The organism is Geomonas azotofigens, assembly GCF_018919395.1.
In the GTDB taxonomy this organism is placed as follows: domain Bacteria; phylum Desulfobacterota; class Desulfuromonadia; order Geobacterales; family Geobacteraceae; genus Geomonas; species Geomonas azotofigens.
In genome coordinates this window covers 87,002-100,816 of record NZ_JAHLME010000001.1, presented here as the reverse complement: position 1 = coordinate 100,816, position 13,815 = coordinate 87,002, and the positions used below count along the sequence as shown (strand labels likewise).

Genomic DNA, 13,815 nt, shown 5'->3' with positions numbered 1-13,815 from the left:
TTGTTGTTATGGCCCCGTCAGTTGCGGACCGCTGCTCCGTGGCGGATGAGGAGGTGTTCGCGCAGCATGTTGAGCGCGGTAAAGCAGGTGATGGAGCGGACCCGGTCCCGGTCCCCCTGGAAGTTGCAGCGTTCGACCCGGCACGACCCGGCGTCGGCCAGCGCGATGTAGACCGTGCCCACCGGCTTCTCCGGGGTGCCGCCGTCGGGTCCGGCGATGCCGGTCACCGATACCGCAAGGTCGCTCCCCTCGGCGGCGCGGGCCCCTTCGGCCATGGCGCGGGCGACCTCGGCGCTCACCGCTCCGTGCCGCTCGATCAGTTCGGGCGGTACGCCGATCATCCGGCTCTTGGCGGCGTTGCTGTAGGTCACGTTTCCCCCCAGGAAGTAGGCGGAGGAGCCTGCCACGGCGGTGATGCGCGCGGCGATCATGCCGCCGGTGCAGGACTCGGCCAGGGCCAGGGTGAGCCCGCTCTCCCGGAACTGGCGCGCCAGCACCAGGTCCATGGTGTCGTCGTCCTCGGCGAACAGGAACTCGGCCAGACGCTTCCTCACCTCGGTCGCCGCCCGCTCCAGGTGCGCCGCGTCCGCCGTCGCCGCCCGCAGGATGACGTGAATCTCGGGATACTTAACGCAGTAGGCGAGCTGCAGGGGCGCGTCCGCCTCGATGGCCCCTTCCAATCGTTCGGAGATCGCCGCCTCGGGGATGCCGAATACCTTCAACGTGATGCGCCGCCATGGCGCCGGGAGCCGCCCCGCAAGCTCCGGGAGCACCGTCTCCGCCAGCATCCGCTCCATCTCGTAGGGGACGCCCGGGAGGAAGAAGAGCTGGGCGCCGCCGAGGGGGACCACGAAGCCGCAGGCGGTCCCCAGCGGGTTCGGGATCAGCCGGCACCCCTTGGGAATGAGCGCCTGGCGCCGGTTGGCCGGGTGCAGCGGTCGCGCGATCCTCTTTTCGAATTCGGCCAGGTGGTCGAGCGCTTCCTGGGAGAGCTCCAGTTCGACTCCCGCCGCCCGTGCCGCCGCCTGCGCGGTGTAGTCGTCCGGGGTAGGGCCGAGCCCGCCGGTGACGATGACGGCGTCGCTCGCCGCAGCCAATTCGGTCAGGGCTTGCGCGATCGCCTCCTCCTCGTCGGGGACGGTGAGGTGTCTGAAGACGCGCGCGCCGCAGTCGTAGAGCCGCCCGGCGATGTGGCTCGCGTTGGTGTCGGTCACCTCGCCGGAGAGGAGCTCGTCCCCTATGGACAGGATGGCGACTCTCACAGGAACCTCAGCGCCAGGTGCGTGGCGGCGCAGGCGTAGATCCCGGCCACGATGTCGTCCAGCACCACGCCGTAGCCGTTTTTCAGCGAGCGGTCGAACCAGCGCGCCGGCTGGGGTTTCAGGATGTCGAAGAAGCGGAACATGATGAAGCCCGCCAGGATCCCCTGCCACGTTGCCGGGACGGCGGTCATGGTCACCAGGTAGCCGGCCACCTCGTCGATGACGATCTTGCCCGAGTCGTGCTCGCCCCAGAGCTCCTCGCCAAAACCAGCGCTCCAGCAGGCGAACAGGGTGAAGGCGGCCGTGGTGATGAGGTAGAGCCACAGCGGCATGCCCGAGAGGAGCAGGAAAAACGGGATCGCGCCGAGCGTCCCGACCGTTCCGGAGGCGAAAGGGGAAAAACCGGTGCCGAACCAGGTGGCGGAAACGATTACGAACTTTTTCATCCCTTGCCGCACTCCCGCTCCACCGTCCGGTACACCTCGAAAAGGGGCATCCCCTTCTCCAGGGCGATCTCGCGGCACGACTCGTACTCCGGCGTCACGCGCCCGTCGCCCAGCACCTTGACCCGCACCTCGCCCAGAGACGTCGCGCGCGTTTGGCAGCTGCGGGGGAGGGTGATTCGCCCGGCCGGGTAGTAGCGCAGGCCGATGGCGCTCGATTCGGCCAGGATGATTGCGGAGAGCTTTTGCAGGTCGTCCGGCTGCGCGATCACGGTGAGCCTCGTGCCGGGGCGGTTCTTCTTCATCTGCAGCGGCGAGAAGGCGACGTCCAGCGCCCCCGCCTCCATGAGCCGCTCCATGACGAAGCCGAAGATCTCGGCGGGCATGTCGTCGATGTGGGTCTCGAGGACCAGCACCTCCTGGGCCTCCTTGCGGTCGGCGCTCTCCCCGAGCACCAGCCGGAGCAGGTTGGGGAGTTCCGGGAAGTCCTTCTCGCCGGCGCCGTAGCCCGTACCCGTCACGGTCATGACCGGAGGGGGGCCGAAGCTCTCCGCGAGTGCGGCGACGATGGCGGCGCCGGTCGGGGTGACCCGTTCGCCGGGGCCGATGTCGGCTGAAAGGGGGATCCCCTCCATGAGCTTCGCAGTGGCGGGCGCCGGGACGGGAAGGAGGCCGTGGGCGGTTTTCACGAAGCCGTGGCCGTAGGGAAGGCCGGAGGCGCAGACCCGGTCGATGCCCAGGTGGTCGAGGCCGATCGCGGTGCCGACGATGTCGACGATGGAGTCGACGGCGCCCACCTCGTGGAAGTGCACCCGCTCCAGCGGCACGCCGTGCACGCTCGCCTCGGCCTGCGCCAGCTTCAAGAAGATGCGCTGGGCGAGCTCCTTGACGCGCGGCTTGAGAGCCGACTTCTCGATCATGGCGGAGATGCCGGAGTAGTGGCGGTGCGGCTGGTCCTCTTCGGTCAAGGCGACCTTGAAGGAGGTGCCGGAGACGCCGTGGCGCTCGACCTTGCCGCTTGCCAGCGTGTAGCCGCACAAGGGGAGCGAGGAAAGTTCCTGTTGCAGCGTCTCCAGCGGGAGCCCGAGTTCGATCAGGGCGGCCACGGTCATGTCGCCTGCGATCCCGGCGAAACAGTCGAAATACAGTACCTTCATCCGTGAATCCTGTTCATGAGGCTCGCCGCGTAGGCCGCCCCGAAGCCGTTGTCGATGTTCACCACCGTTACCCCGGCGGCGCATGAGTTGAGCATCCCCAGGAGGGCCGCCACGCCGCCGAAGGAGGCACCGTACCCCACCGAGGTCGGCACCGCGATCACCGGCTTGTCCACCAGGCCGCCGACGACCGAAGGGAGCGCCCCCTCCATCCCGGCCACGACGATGATCACCGATGCTTCCGCGAGGGTCCCGCGCCGCGCCAGCAGGCGGTGCAATCCCGCTACTCCCACGTCGTAGACCTTCTCCACCTCGTTGCCCATCATCTGCGCGGTGAGGACCGCCTCGGCCGCCACCGGGATGTCCGAGGTGCCGGCGCAGACCACCAGGACCTTGCCCCGGCCGCGCAATTGCACCGGATGCTGTTCGATGGTGAGCGCGCGGGCGTCGGCATGGTAGATCGCCTGCGGGAAAAACTCCCTGAGCTTCGCCCCCTTGGCGCGGTTCACCCGCGTCGCCAGGACGTTGCCCCCTTTCTCCAGGAGCGCGGTGATGATGGTGCGCATCTGGGCGACGCTCTTGCCCTGCCCGAAGATGACTTCCGGGAAACCCTGGCGCAGTGTGCGGTGGTGGTCCACGGTGGCGCAGCCGACGTCCTCGAAGGGGAGGTGCTTCAATTTCTCCAGCGCCTGGGAGACGTCGAGCGCCCCCTGGCTCACTTCCTGGAGAACTTTTTCAATTTCGTTGTTTTGCATGAATGTGAAGCTGCCTCCGGAGGTTGGAAAATGCGATTAAGGCTAACATACAAACTTCGGATTCGCTGCTAAAAAAAACGTTTTTTGGCAGGAGCTGGGAATTTTCTGAGAGAAGGGCGCAGCTATTGTGTCTCTGGGGCGCAAGGTGCTGACGTAGAAAGGAAAAGCCTCCGGGGACGGAGGCCTTTAAGGGAAGTTAGTGTGTCCCGGATCCCTTAGGGGCGGCTACGGTGCTGTTTCCCCTCTTGCGCTGTGCTTCCATCACGGAACGCAGGATCCTGTTCGCCCTCGTCTGATATCCTTTACCAATGCACGGTCAAGTCGGCTGCGCGGGTAATAGCGCTGATTATACCTTGTTTCCCTTTGCTAAGATGCCAGCGCTGTTGTAAATTCTGAGCCTGTTGCAGGAACTTTGGATGGAGATCGACATGGCACAGGCTGAGCAGAGGCTGGTGGCGCTGGTGACGGGTGCGGCGCGGGGGATCGGCAGGGGGATCGCGCAGCGGCTGCTGGCGGAAGGGTATGCGGTGGCGCTGGCGGACATAGACGGCGCGGCGGTTGCCGAAGCGGCGACAGCGCTCGGCGCCCCGGACGCGGTCCTGGCGCTTGAGGCGGATGTCGCGGACGAGCCCTCGGTACAGCAGATGATTGCCCGGGTGCTGGCGCGCTTCGGGCGGCTGGACCTGCTGGTGAACAACGCGGCGCTGGCCCGGGCCCACGCCGCGCCCGTACACGAGCTTTCGCTCTCAGCGTGGAACCGCGTCATCGGCACCAACCTGACCGGCGTCTTTCTCTGCGGCAAGCACGCGGTCCCGCATCTAAAACAGAGCCGCGGCAGCATCGTCAACATCGCCTCCACCCGCGCGCTCCAGTCAGAGCCCGACACCGAGGCCTACTCCGCCAGCAAGGGGGGCGTCGTGGCCCTCACCCACGCCCTCGCCATGAGCCTCGGGCCCGAGATCCGGGTCAACTGCGTGAGCCCCGGGTGGATCCACAACGGCGACGAGGCCGAACTGCGCCCGGCGGACCACCGGCAACACCCCGCGGGACGGGTCGGCCGCGCCGAGGACGTCGCCGAGATGGTGCTCTATCTCGCGTCGCCGCGCGCCGGGTTCATCACCGGCCAGAATTTCGTGGTCGACGGCGGCATGACCAGGAAGATGATCTACGAGGACTAGCCATGGTTTTTCCCTCTCCCTCCGGAGAGGGAATTGGGACGGACACCCCCATAAACAAAACGGGACGCGGCCGATGTGGCTGCGTCCCGTTTGTTGTTCCGGAGTACTGTTGTTCCGGCTGTTGCCGTCCCGGTCCTAGCGGATCCGGTTCAGCCTGTGCTGGTACAGGTAGTCCGCACCCTGGTAGTAGGCCAGCATGTCGGCCAGCATCCCGTCGCTGACGGGCTCGTTCTTGGCGTCGCCGGTCTTGCGGTCCACCTTGTACTGTGCCGCGTATTGGCGCGGCCCCAGGACCAGGAGCTCGTTCTCGGTCAGGTAGCCCAGTTTCTGGTAGGTCGAGATGAACGCGCGCGGCGGCTGGCCGGAATCCTTGAGGGCGTCGCGCCCCAGGAAGTCGCTCTGGTAGCTCATGTTCATCAGGCCGAGCACGGTGGGGGCGACGTCGATCTGGCTCATCATCCTGTCGATCCGGGCCGGCTTGATGTGCGCCGGGGAGTAGACCAGCAGCGGGATCTCGTACTTCTTGATCGGGATGTCGGCCTTGCCGGCGCTGCCGGCGCAGTGGTCGGCGACGATGACGAAGATGGTGTCCTTGAACCACGGCTTGCCGCTCGACTCGGCGATCAGCCGCCCGATGGCGTAGTCGGCGTATTTCACCCCGCCGTTACGACCCTTCTTGGCCGGGATGTCGATCCTTCCGGCGGGATAGGTGAAGGGGCGGTGGTTGGAGGTGGTCATCACCATGGAGAAGAAGGGCTTGCCAGCCTCGTAGGACTTGGTCCCCTCCTTGATCACCTTGCGGAACAGGTCCTCGTCGCACACCCCCCAGACGTTGGCGAAGGAGATCTCGTCCTTGGTGAAGTCGGTGCGGTCCACGATGGAGTAGCCGTTGGCCGAGAAGAAGGCGTTCATGTTGTCGAAGTAGCCGTGCCCGGCGTAGATGTACTTGGACTGGTACCCCTTCGCGTTCATGATCTCGCCCCAGGAGCGGAAGCCGCCGTTGTTCGGGCGCTTCACGATGGAGGTGCCGGGGAGCGGGGGGACCGAGAGGGTGAGCGCCTCGAGGCCGCGCACGGTACGGGTGCCGTTGGCGTAGAGGTTGGTGAAGAACAACGACTGGGAGGCCAGGCGGTCCAGGTTCGGGGTCAGCCCCTTGGTGTTGCCGAAGGCGCCCAGGTACTCGGCCGAAAGGCTCTCCTCGATCACCACCACCACGTTCAGGTGCTTTTCCGGCCCCTCGCCGTGGATGGTGCGGGTGAAGCGCTCGGACTTGGGATCGACGAAGCTGTTGTTCCTCTCGGCGACCAGGGTCCGCAGTCGCGCGTTGACCTGGTTCTGCGGCAGCGTGCGGTAGAACCTGGTGAAGGGGAGCTCGTTGTTGATGAAGGCGGCGAACAGGTTGTAGACCCCGTTGCCGGCGATCTCGTTGGCGTAGTTGTTCTTCGAGATGGCGGACTGGGAGATGTTGACCACGCCGTAGGAGAGCACGACCGGCAGCAGGAGCAGGAACCCGGTGCGGTGGTAGGCGCCGTTGAAGGTCAGCTCCGCCCCGCGGGCCAGCGGTTTTCTGAGCGCCCAGGAAATCGCGGCGGCGACCGCGCCGATGCCGGAGAAGATCGCCGTCAGCGGGTACGACTCGCGGATGTTGCCCACCACCTCCTGGGTGTAGACCAGGTAGTCGATGGCGATGAAGTTGAAGCGGGTGCCGAACTCGTCGAAGAAGATGAACTCAGCGCAGACGTCGAAGATGAGCACTGCGACCAACAGGGCGAAGAGGATCCGCACCAGCCACAGGTGCCAGCGGTGCGTGGCCATCCGGCGCGGGACCAGGATCAGGTAGAGCGCCAGCGGCACGATGGCGTAGGCGAGCGTGGCCAGGTCGAAGTAGAACCCGGTCGCGGCCGCCTTCAGGATCAGCGAGAGCTTGAGTCCGGCTCCTTTGGGAGTCATGGCCATCAGCATGAAGCGGACGGCTGTGGAAACTGCGAGGAAGGTACAGGAGACGAAGGCAACCAGGCCCAGTCGGCGTTGCGGCATAGACAAACCTCTTAACGTTCTGATGGTAAAGCGCCCACCATACTACAGCGGCGCCCCTTGCGGTTGCATTGCAGGAAGATGACATTTTTGTCATCTCCGCGCGGCGGAAACACTACGCTTCCGGAAGCGGGGGGGGAGCGGCGGCCAGCCCCGCTTCCCCGGAGTCCAGCACCGAGCGCACCTTCGCCGCCAGGTCGTTCATGGTGAAGGGTTTGGAGATGAAGTTGACCCCCTGGTCCAGCACGCCGTGGTGGGCGATGACGTTGGCGGTGTAGCCCGACATGTAGAGGCACTTCACCTTCGGGCAGAAGGGGAGCAGCCGGCGCACCAGGTCCCTGCCGTTCATCTCCGGCATCACCACGTCGGTCACCACCAGGTCGATCCGGTCGCGGTGCCGCCGCGCGATGTCCAGCGCGTCCGCCGGCTTGGAAGCCGGCAGCACGTGGTAGCCCTGCAGGGTCAAAAGCGACACCGCGACGCTGAGGATACTCGGCTCGTCCTCGACCAGCAGGATGGTCTCGCTCCCCCCTTGAACCGGCGCCGCGACCGGCTCGGGCAGCGCCCGCACCCCCTCCTCGGCGTGCCGTGGCAGGTAGATCTTGAAGGTGCTCCCTTCGCCGGGCTCGCTGTAGGTGTTGATGAAGCCGTTGTTCTGCTTCACGATGCCGTAGATGGTGGCGAGCCCCAGCCCGGTGCCCCTCCCCACCTCCTTGGTGGAGAAGAACGGCTCGAAGATCTGGGCCAGGGTCTCCTGGTCCATGCCGCAGCCGTCGTCGCTCACCGCCAAGAGGACGTAGTCGCCGGGGACGAAGTCGAAGTGCGCGTTGCAATACCGGGCGTCGAAGCTGACGTTGCCGGTCTCGATGGTGATCTTGCCGACGTCGGCGATGGCGTCGCGGGCGTTGACGCAGAGGTTGGCCAGGATCTGGTCCAGCTGCGAGGGATCCATGCGCACCTTCCAAAGCTCACGTCCCGGGCTCCAGGCGAGATCGATATCCTCTCCCACCAGTCGCTTCAGCATCTTCAGCATCTCCTCGACGCATGAGTTGAGGTCCAGGACCTTCGGGGCGATGGTCTGCTTCCTGGCGAAGCCGAGCAGCTGGCTGGTCAGCGCCGCCGATTTCTCCGCCGCCTGCCGGATCCCCTCCAGCCTCACCAGGGTTGGGTGCCCGGGTCCCAGTTCCCGCATGGCAAGTTGCGCCAGCCCGAGGATGACGGTGAGCAGGTTGTTGAAGTCGTGCGCGACGCCCCCGGCGAGCCTCCCCACCGATTCCATCTTCTGGGCCTGCTGCAGCTGGTTCTCCAGGCGCTGCCGTTGCTCCTCGCCCCGCTTCAGTTCCGTGACGTCGGAGACCAGGACGTAGAAGCCGCGGGTGTGCCCGTCCACCACGTCGGGTATGTAGTGGGACCAGACGTGGGCCACCTCGCCGTCCCTTTTCACCAGGGTCCTCTGGAAATGCTGCGGCTCTCCCGCCAGGGCCCCGAGCACCTGCGCCTCGTTCTGGGTGAAGAGCTGTTCCCCCAGCAGTTCGCGCATCCCCGTCCCGATGATCTCCTCGGAGTTCTTTCCGAACCACTCCCGGTAGGTCCTGTTGGCGAAGCCGCAGGTGAGGTCGCTGTTCCAGTAGCCGACCAGGCCCGGCAATTCGTCGGTCAACAGGCGCAGGAAGCGTTCGTTGGCGCTCAGCGCGCTTTCGAACATCATCCGCTCGGTGATGTCCTCGGTGAAGATGACGATGCCGCCCACCGCGCCGGCGGCGTCATACCAGGGGCGGATCTCCCACCTGACGTACTGCTGCGAGCCGTCGGCGCGCACGAAGAGATCCGCCTCTTCCCGCAAGGTCTCACCGGCGAGGCCGCGGCGGTGGAACTCTTTCCAGCGCTCGGGGACCTCGGGGAAGACCTCGTAGTGCGACAGCCCCACCAGGTCGCGCTCGCCCAGGCCGTACATGGAGAGCCAGCGGCGGCTCACCTGGAGATAGCGCATGTCGCGGTCGAACATGGCCAGCGATGCCGGCGCCGCCTCGAAGAACAGTCTCAGGTGGGCGTTTTTCTGTTCGAGGCCCGCCAGGCTCTCCAGGCGTTTGGCGTCCACGGCGGCGAGCTGGCCCAGCAGGCGGTTGATCAGGAAGTAGAGCAGGGTCGCCGTGCAGATGATGAAGGCGAAGCCCTTGGCCACCGCGATCCGCACCAGGGTCGCCTTGTCGTCGATGAGCAGGTCGATGACCAGGTCCGAGCCGTAGATCCAGGCCAGGCCGAACAGCGCGTAGATGGCCACGATGCGCGCGGCCTGGATCCTGAACGGCTGCGCGTCGGGGCGGTTTACCTCCGGCGGGATGTCCCGCGATGTCGTTTTCTCAGCTTTGGACAACGGATGCTCCTGTCTCCCCCCGCGCGGGTGGCGGGAAACGCAACGTAACCACGGTCCCCTCGCCGGGTTGGCTCGCCACCGAGGCGCTGCCGCCGTGCAGGTTCATGATGGATCGCACGATCGCCAGGCCGAGGCCGCTCCCCTGGTTGTAGATCTGGCGCGCCTGCGGCGAGCGGTAGAACCGGTCGAAGACGCGGGGGAGTTCGGCGGGGTCAACCCCCATGCCGCTGTCCTCGACGGCGAGGTTCAGCCCCCCCTCCTCGGTCTGGCGCAGCTTCACCGTGATCCGGCCGAATTGCGAACCGTAGTGCAGGGCGTTGGAGATCAGGTTGCCCACGGCGCGCTGGAACAGGTTGGGGTCGACGCTCACCTTCCCGTCCCCCTCGACCACGATCGCGGTGTGCTGCTCGTCGGCCAGGTTGCCGTAGTACTCCGCCAGCCGCTCCACCTCGATCCGCGCGTCGACGAGGACCGGCTGGTAGGCCCGGTCCGGCCGCGCCAGGAACAGGATGTCTCCCACCATGCGGGAGAGCCGCTCGTACTCCTCGATGGCCGACTCGATGATGCGGCGGTACTCGTCCTCGGAGCGGGCCCGCGACAGCGCCACCTCGGCCTCGCCGCGCAGGTTGTTGATCGGGGTGCGCAGCTCGTGGGCCAGGTTGGCGGAGAACTCGGAGAGGCGGGCGAAGGATTCCTCGAGCCTCCCGAGCATGGCGTCCAGCGCCACGGTGAGCTGGTCCAGTTCGCGCGGCCAGTTCGCCGTCCGGATGCGCTGGTGCAGGTCGGCCTCGGTGATCTGCGCCACCTTGTCCGCCATCTCCTGCAGGGGGCGCAGGCCCCGCCGGGTTATGGTCACCCCCAGAAGCGCCGCCAGGAACAGCCCGGTCACCACGGACAGGCCGGTCCGCACCAGGTACTTGGACATCAGCGCGTCCTCGTCGGTGATGTCCAGGGCGACCTGGATCAGGCGGTGGTGCGGATCGTCGCCGCGCCCGGCCCAGCCGGCGTTCAGGAGGTAGCGCTTGCGGTCCGGCGCACGGTACTTGCGCCCGCGCCCGACCTTCTCGGCGCTGGTCACCGCGGGGGGAAACAGCTCCACCGCCAGCCCCGCCATCTCCGGGGACTGCATCAGGGTGCGCCCCTCGGCGTCCTGGACCCGCACCAGGTGCCGTTTCGGCTGCCCCGGCCGGTTCACCGGGATCTGGTCCCTCAGGGCGTCCGGGTGGCGGGCGACGATGGCGCGCAGCGTCACGATGCGCTCCACCAGGAAGTCGTTGTCCTCGAAGTCGAGGTCCTTGGAAAGGGCCTTGAACTGGAACCAGTTGGTGCACAGAAGGATCAGCAGGGTGGTGACCAGGTAGAAGCCGAGCAGGCGGGCCGTGATGGAGGTGGAACGCGGGAGGTCAGGCCGTCTCGTCGAGGACATAGCCGACCCCCCTGATGGTGTGGATGAGCTTCAAGGGGAAGGGGTCGTCCACCTTCTTTCTCAACCTCCTGATGGCCACGTCGACCACGTTGGTGTCGCTGTCGAAATTGATGCCCCAGACCTGCTCGGAGATGGTGGTGCGGGAGAGGACCTCGCCGCGGCGCCTGAGCATGAGGGCCAGCAGCTGGAACTCCTTCACGGTGAGGTCGAGGGATTGTCCGCCGCGTCGGGCCTTGTGCCGGACCAGGTCCAGCTCCAGGTCGGCAAGCTTCATGACCTCGGACTGCTGCAGGGGGTGGCGGCGCAGGATGATCCTGATCCGGGCCAAGAGCTCCGAGAAGGCGTAGGGCTTCACCAGGTAGTCGTCGGCGCCCAGTTCCAGGCCGTGCACCCGGTCGTGCACCGCGTCGCGCGCCGACAGGAAGATGACCGGGACGTCGTTGCCCCCCTCCCGCAGTTCCTGGATGATGGCCCAGCCGCCCTTCACCGGGAGCATCACGTCCAGGATGATCAGGTCGTAGCGCTCGGTCATGGCCAGGTGCAGGCCGTCCTCGCCGTCGTTGGCGATGTCGACACTGAACCCGTTTTCCGTGAGCCCCTTCTTCAGGTAATTGGCGGCCTTTTGCTCGTCTTCGATGATCAGGATGCGCATCCGACTCCGGTCCCCTCATGAATTACCCGGACGAGTATATATCATCAGAGTGCGGGACGCGATAACTATAATAAAAAAGAGCGCCTACACCCTGAACCACCCGACCATGCCGTTGAGCTCCGTGGCCAGCTGCGACAGCCCCCCGGAGGAGTGCCTGATGTCGGTGAAGGAACTCCTGAGCTCCTTGGCGATCTCGTGCACCCCCTCCATGTTCGTGGATACCTCCTCGCTGGTTGAGGACTGCTCCTCGGCGGCGACGGCGATCCTCTGCACCATGTCCGCCACCCGCTCGACGTAAGTCACGATCTCGCCGATCGCCACCAGGGTCTGCTGCACCTGCCCCTGGACCTTCTGCACCGATTCCCGCTCCTCGTGCATGTAGTCCACCGAGGACCTGACGCTGCTTTGCATGGTCTTGACGGTCTGGGAGATCTCCTGGGTCGCGGTGCTGGTGCGCTCGGCAAGCTCCCGCACGTTGTCGGCGACGACCGCGAAGCCGCGCCCCTGCTCGCCGGCGCGCGCCGCCTCGATGGCCGCGTTCAGCGCCAGCAGGTTGGTCTGGTTGGCGATGTCGTTGATCAGGGTGACCACGTCGCTGATCTCCTCGGATTGTTTCCCAAGCGACTCCACCTTCTCGGCCGCCTGTTTCACGGAATCGGCGAAGCGGTCCAGTTCCTGGGCGGTTTCCTGCATCGCCTGCTTGCCCCGCTCCGCGATCCCCTTCATCTGGGTGGCGGCGTCCGAGGTGTCGCTGGAATTTCGGGCCACCTCCATGGTGGTCTGGGTCATCTCGGTCATGGCGGTGGCCGACTGGTCGATGCGCGCCGTCTGCTCCTCGGCCCCTTTCTCCAGCGCGACCGCCGTCGCAGAGAGCTCCTCGGAACTGCTGGCGAGGCTCTGGGTGGCGTCCTTGATCTTGCCCACCATCCCCCTGAGGTTGTCCACCATCTCGGCCATGGCCGACTGTACCTTGCCGACCTCGTCGGCGTTGTTGTTCTCGATGTTGACCCCGAGGTCCCCCTTGGCCACCGCCTGCGATACGGAGAGCAGTTGGGCCAGCGGGCGGGAGATGGAGCGGTACACCCAGATGCCGAAGATGATGCCGAACAGGACGGCGGCGAGGCTGATGGCGCCGATCAGCAGGGTTGAGAAGCGGACCATCCGGTTCACCGTGGTGATCGCCTTTTCCTGGTCAACCTGGGCGACGCTCACGGTTTTCTCCCCACTCTCGGCCTGCTGCTTGACGATCTCGCGCAGCTTGCCCATGGCCGTGGCCGCCTTGGCCTCCATGTCGAGCCGGTTGCGTATCTTGGAGAGCACCCCGTCCTTGACGAAGAGGAGCCCCCTGATGGTGGCGAGCCCCCCCTCCGCCTGGCGCAGCAGGGCCGTTTCGCCGCGCGCGTTGAGCTTGGTCAGGGACTTGGCAAGCTGCGCGTCCACCTGGCCTATGCGTGCGAAGATCCCGTTCAACTCCGCTTCGACGGCGTCGACGTCCTTCGCGCTCCCCGCGGTGAAGAGGCGCGAGGCTAGCCCGTCCACCTTGAGCCCGAGCGAAAGGAGCTCGGAATTGCTGGCCATGACCCCGGTGGCCACGGTGGAATTGCTGAAGTAGGTGGATTGCTTGCGGCTTTCCGAGGAGAGGGTGTCCGCCGCCATGGCGGCCTCCTGCTCCAGCACGAGGTTCACCGCGTTCATCTTCTGGGTGATTTCCGAGAAGAGCTGGTCGCGCGCCGAGATGTCGGTGGCGCCGGGCTCGACCGCGGCCCCTTGCGCCTTGACGAAGGGGGCTATCTTGCCGTTTAGGTACTTGAGGTCGGCCAGGATGCTGCCGGAGCTTTTAGCCAGCTCGTTTTGCATCGCCTTGTTCATGGCCGAGTTGCACTTGGCCTGCGAGATGAGGACGCCCTTCTTGCTCTGCGCCTTGCTCACCTCCATGAGCCCCAGGTGGAAGTCCTTCAGGGTCAGCTTGAGCGCCTCCACGTTGCGCACCCGGTCCGACACCCCCTTGGTTTCGACCACCGATCGGCTGTAGGAGGTGGAGCTGGTCGACTGCAGCCCCTTGATCTTGCCGTCAAGCTCCTTCAGTCGCGCCGTGGCCTCCCGCATCCGGTCGGTGATGGCCTTGTTGGCCGCCGCCGCGTCCTCCTCGGCCTTGAGCTTGCCCCTGGTGACCGTGAAGATCTCGCCCGCTATGCCGGTCAGCGCCTGGTGCGCCTCGAGCTTCATGTCGCCCGAGAGCGCCTGCAGCGCCCCCTGGCCCTTCTCGACCAGGGCGAGCGACTTTTCGGCCTCGGTCCTGCTCGCCTCGAACTCGTTGCGGTTTCGGGATGCGCTCGCCTTGATCAGGTCGGCCGTCGCCTCCTGGATCTGACGTTGGAACTCCACCGTCCTCATCTGGAAGGGGGTGCTGCGCTGGGTGAGGTCCTGGAGCTTGCTGTCGACAAAGCGCATGCCGACGATGCTGGCGATGGCGACTCCGGCGACGATCAGGATGACGGTGACAACGTTCAGGGTCAGCTTGGTCTTGATGGTCATGC

10 protein-coding genes are annotated in these 13,815 nt (G+C 66.0%); 1 reads left to right on the top strand and 9 read right to left on the bottom strand.

What is annotated here, in order from left to right; translation table 11 throughout:
- Positions 1–17: 17 nt before the first annotated feature.
- Genes KOL99_RS00475 through larB form a run of 4 tightly spaced genes read right to left on the bottom strand, consistent with a single transcriptional unit; the run spans position 18 to position 3,614 of the window.
- Entirely contained in the window at positions 18–1,262 is a 1,245-nt protein-coding gene (locus KOL99_RS00475) for a competence/damage-inducible protein A (RefSeq protein WP_216508442.1), read from the bottom strand.
- Positions 1,259–1,708 carry a phosphatidylglycerophosphatase A family protein gene (locus tag KOL99_RS00470; protein WP_216508440.1) on the bottom strand — a complete coding sequence of 150 codons (450 nt, stop codon included), beginning with the start codon at positions 1,706–1,708 and terminating at the stop codon, positions 1,259–1,261. The genes KOL99_RS00475 and KOL99_RS00470 overlap by 4 nt, the downstream gene beginning before the upstream one ends.
- Positions 1,705–2,862 carry a nickel pincer cofactor biosynthesis protein LarC gene (larC, locus tag KOL99_RS00465; protein WP_216508438.1) on the bottom strand — a complete coding sequence of 386 codons (1,158 nt, stop codon included), beginning with the start codon at positions 2,860–2,862 and terminating at the stop codon, positions 1,705–1,707. Before larC ends, KOL99_RS00470 begins: the two co-directional genes overlap by 4 nt.
- Positions 2,859–3,614 carry a nickel pincer cofactor biosynthesis protein LarB gene (gene larB, locus KOL99_RS00460; RefSeq protein WP_216508436.1) on the bottom strand — a complete coding sequence of 252 codons (756 nt, stop codon included), beginning with the start codon at positions 3,612–3,614 and terminating at the stop codon, positions 2,859–2,861. The genes larC and larB overlap by 4 nt, the downstream gene beginning before the upstream one ends.
- A 428-nt stretch (positions 3,615–4,042) precedes the next feature.
- On the opposite strand from larB, the gene KOL99_RS00455 reads away from it, so the two are divergent.
- Entirely contained in the window at positions 4,043–4,792 is a 750-nt protein-coding gene (locus tag KOL99_RS00455; RefSeq protein WP_216508434.1) for an SDR family oxidoreductase, read from the top strand.
- A gap of 135 nt (positions 4,793–4,927) precedes the next feature.
- Here KOL99_RS00455 and KOL99_RS00450 read toward each other — a convergent pair whose 3' ends face one another.
- The 5 genes from KOL99_RS00450 to KOL99_RS00430 form a co-directional block, all read right to left on the bottom strand.
- A complete protein-coding gene (locus KOL99_RS00450; protein ID WP_216508432.1) occupies positions 4,928–6,829 on the bottom strand; it encodes an LTA synthase family protein in 1,902 nt (633 codons plus the stop codon).
- Positions 6,830–6,941: 112 nt separating this feature from the next.
- Positions 6,942–9,200 carry a hybrid sensor histidine kinase/response regulator gene (locus tag KOL99_RS00445; RefSeq protein WP_236025730.1) on the bottom strand — a complete coding sequence of 753 codons (2,259 nt, stop codon included), beginning with the start codon at positions 9,198–9,200 and terminating at the stop codon, positions 6,942–6,944.
- A complete protein-coding gene (locus KOL99_RS00440; RefSeq protein ID WP_216508430.1) occupies positions 9,187–10,626 on the bottom strand; it encodes a heavy metal sensor histidine kinase in 1,440 nt (479 codons plus the stop codon). The genes KOL99_RS00445 and KOL99_RS00440 overlap by 14 nt, the downstream gene beginning before the upstream one ends.
- Positions 10,604–11,278 (bottom strand): heavy metal response regulator transcription factor, encoded by a 675-nt coding sequence (locus KOL99_RS00435; RefSeq protein WP_216508428.1) that lies wholly within the window; start codon positions 11,276–11,278, stop codon positions 10,604–10,606. Before KOL99_RS00435 ends, KOL99_RS00440 begins: the two co-directional genes overlap by 23 nt.
- Before the next feature lie 84 nt (positions 11,279–11,362).
- On the bottom strand, positions 11,363–13,813 hold the full coding sequence (locus KOL99_RS00430; RefSeq protein ID WP_216508426.1) for a methyl-accepting chemotaxis protein: 2,451 nt from the start codon (positions 13,811–13,813) through the stop codon (positions 11,363–11,365).
- Between the last annotated feature and the right edge of the window lie 2 nt (positions 13,814–13,815).

Bases quoted from the DNA above. Each gene is read 5' to 3' on its own strand.
- KOL99_RS00470 (WP_216508440.1), bottom strand. From the start codon at position 1,708: ATGAAAAAGTTCGTAATCGTTTCCGCCACCTGGTTCGGCACCGGTTTT.
- larC (WP_216508438.1), bottom strand. From the start codon at position 2,862: ATGAAGGTACTGTATTTCGACTGTTTCGCCGGGATCGCAGGCGACATG.
- larB (WP_216508436.1), bottom strand. From the start codon at position 3,614: ATGCAAAACAACGAAATTGAAAAAGTTCTCCAGGAAGTGAGCCAGGGG.
- KOL99_RS00455 (WP_216508434.1), top strand. From the start codon at position 4,043: ATGGCACAGGCTGAGCAGAGGCTGGTGGCGCTGGTGACGGGTGCGGCG.
- KOL99_RS00450 (WP_216508432.1), bottom strand. From the start codon at position 6,829: ATGCCGCAACGCCGACTGGGCCTGGTTGCCTTCGTCTCCTGTACCTTC.
- KOL99_RS00440 (WP_216508430.1), bottom strand. From the start codon at position 10,626: ATGTCCTCGACGAGACGGCCTGACCTCCCGCGTTCCACCTCCATCACG.
- KOL99_RS00435 (WP_216508428.1), bottom strand. From the start codon at position 11,278: ATGCGCATCCTGATCATCGAAGACGAGCAAAAGGCCGCCAATTACCTG.
- KOL99_RS00430 (WP_216508426.1), bottom strand. From the start codon at position 13,813: ATGACCATCAAGACCAAGCTGACCCTGAACGTTGTCACCGTCATCCTG.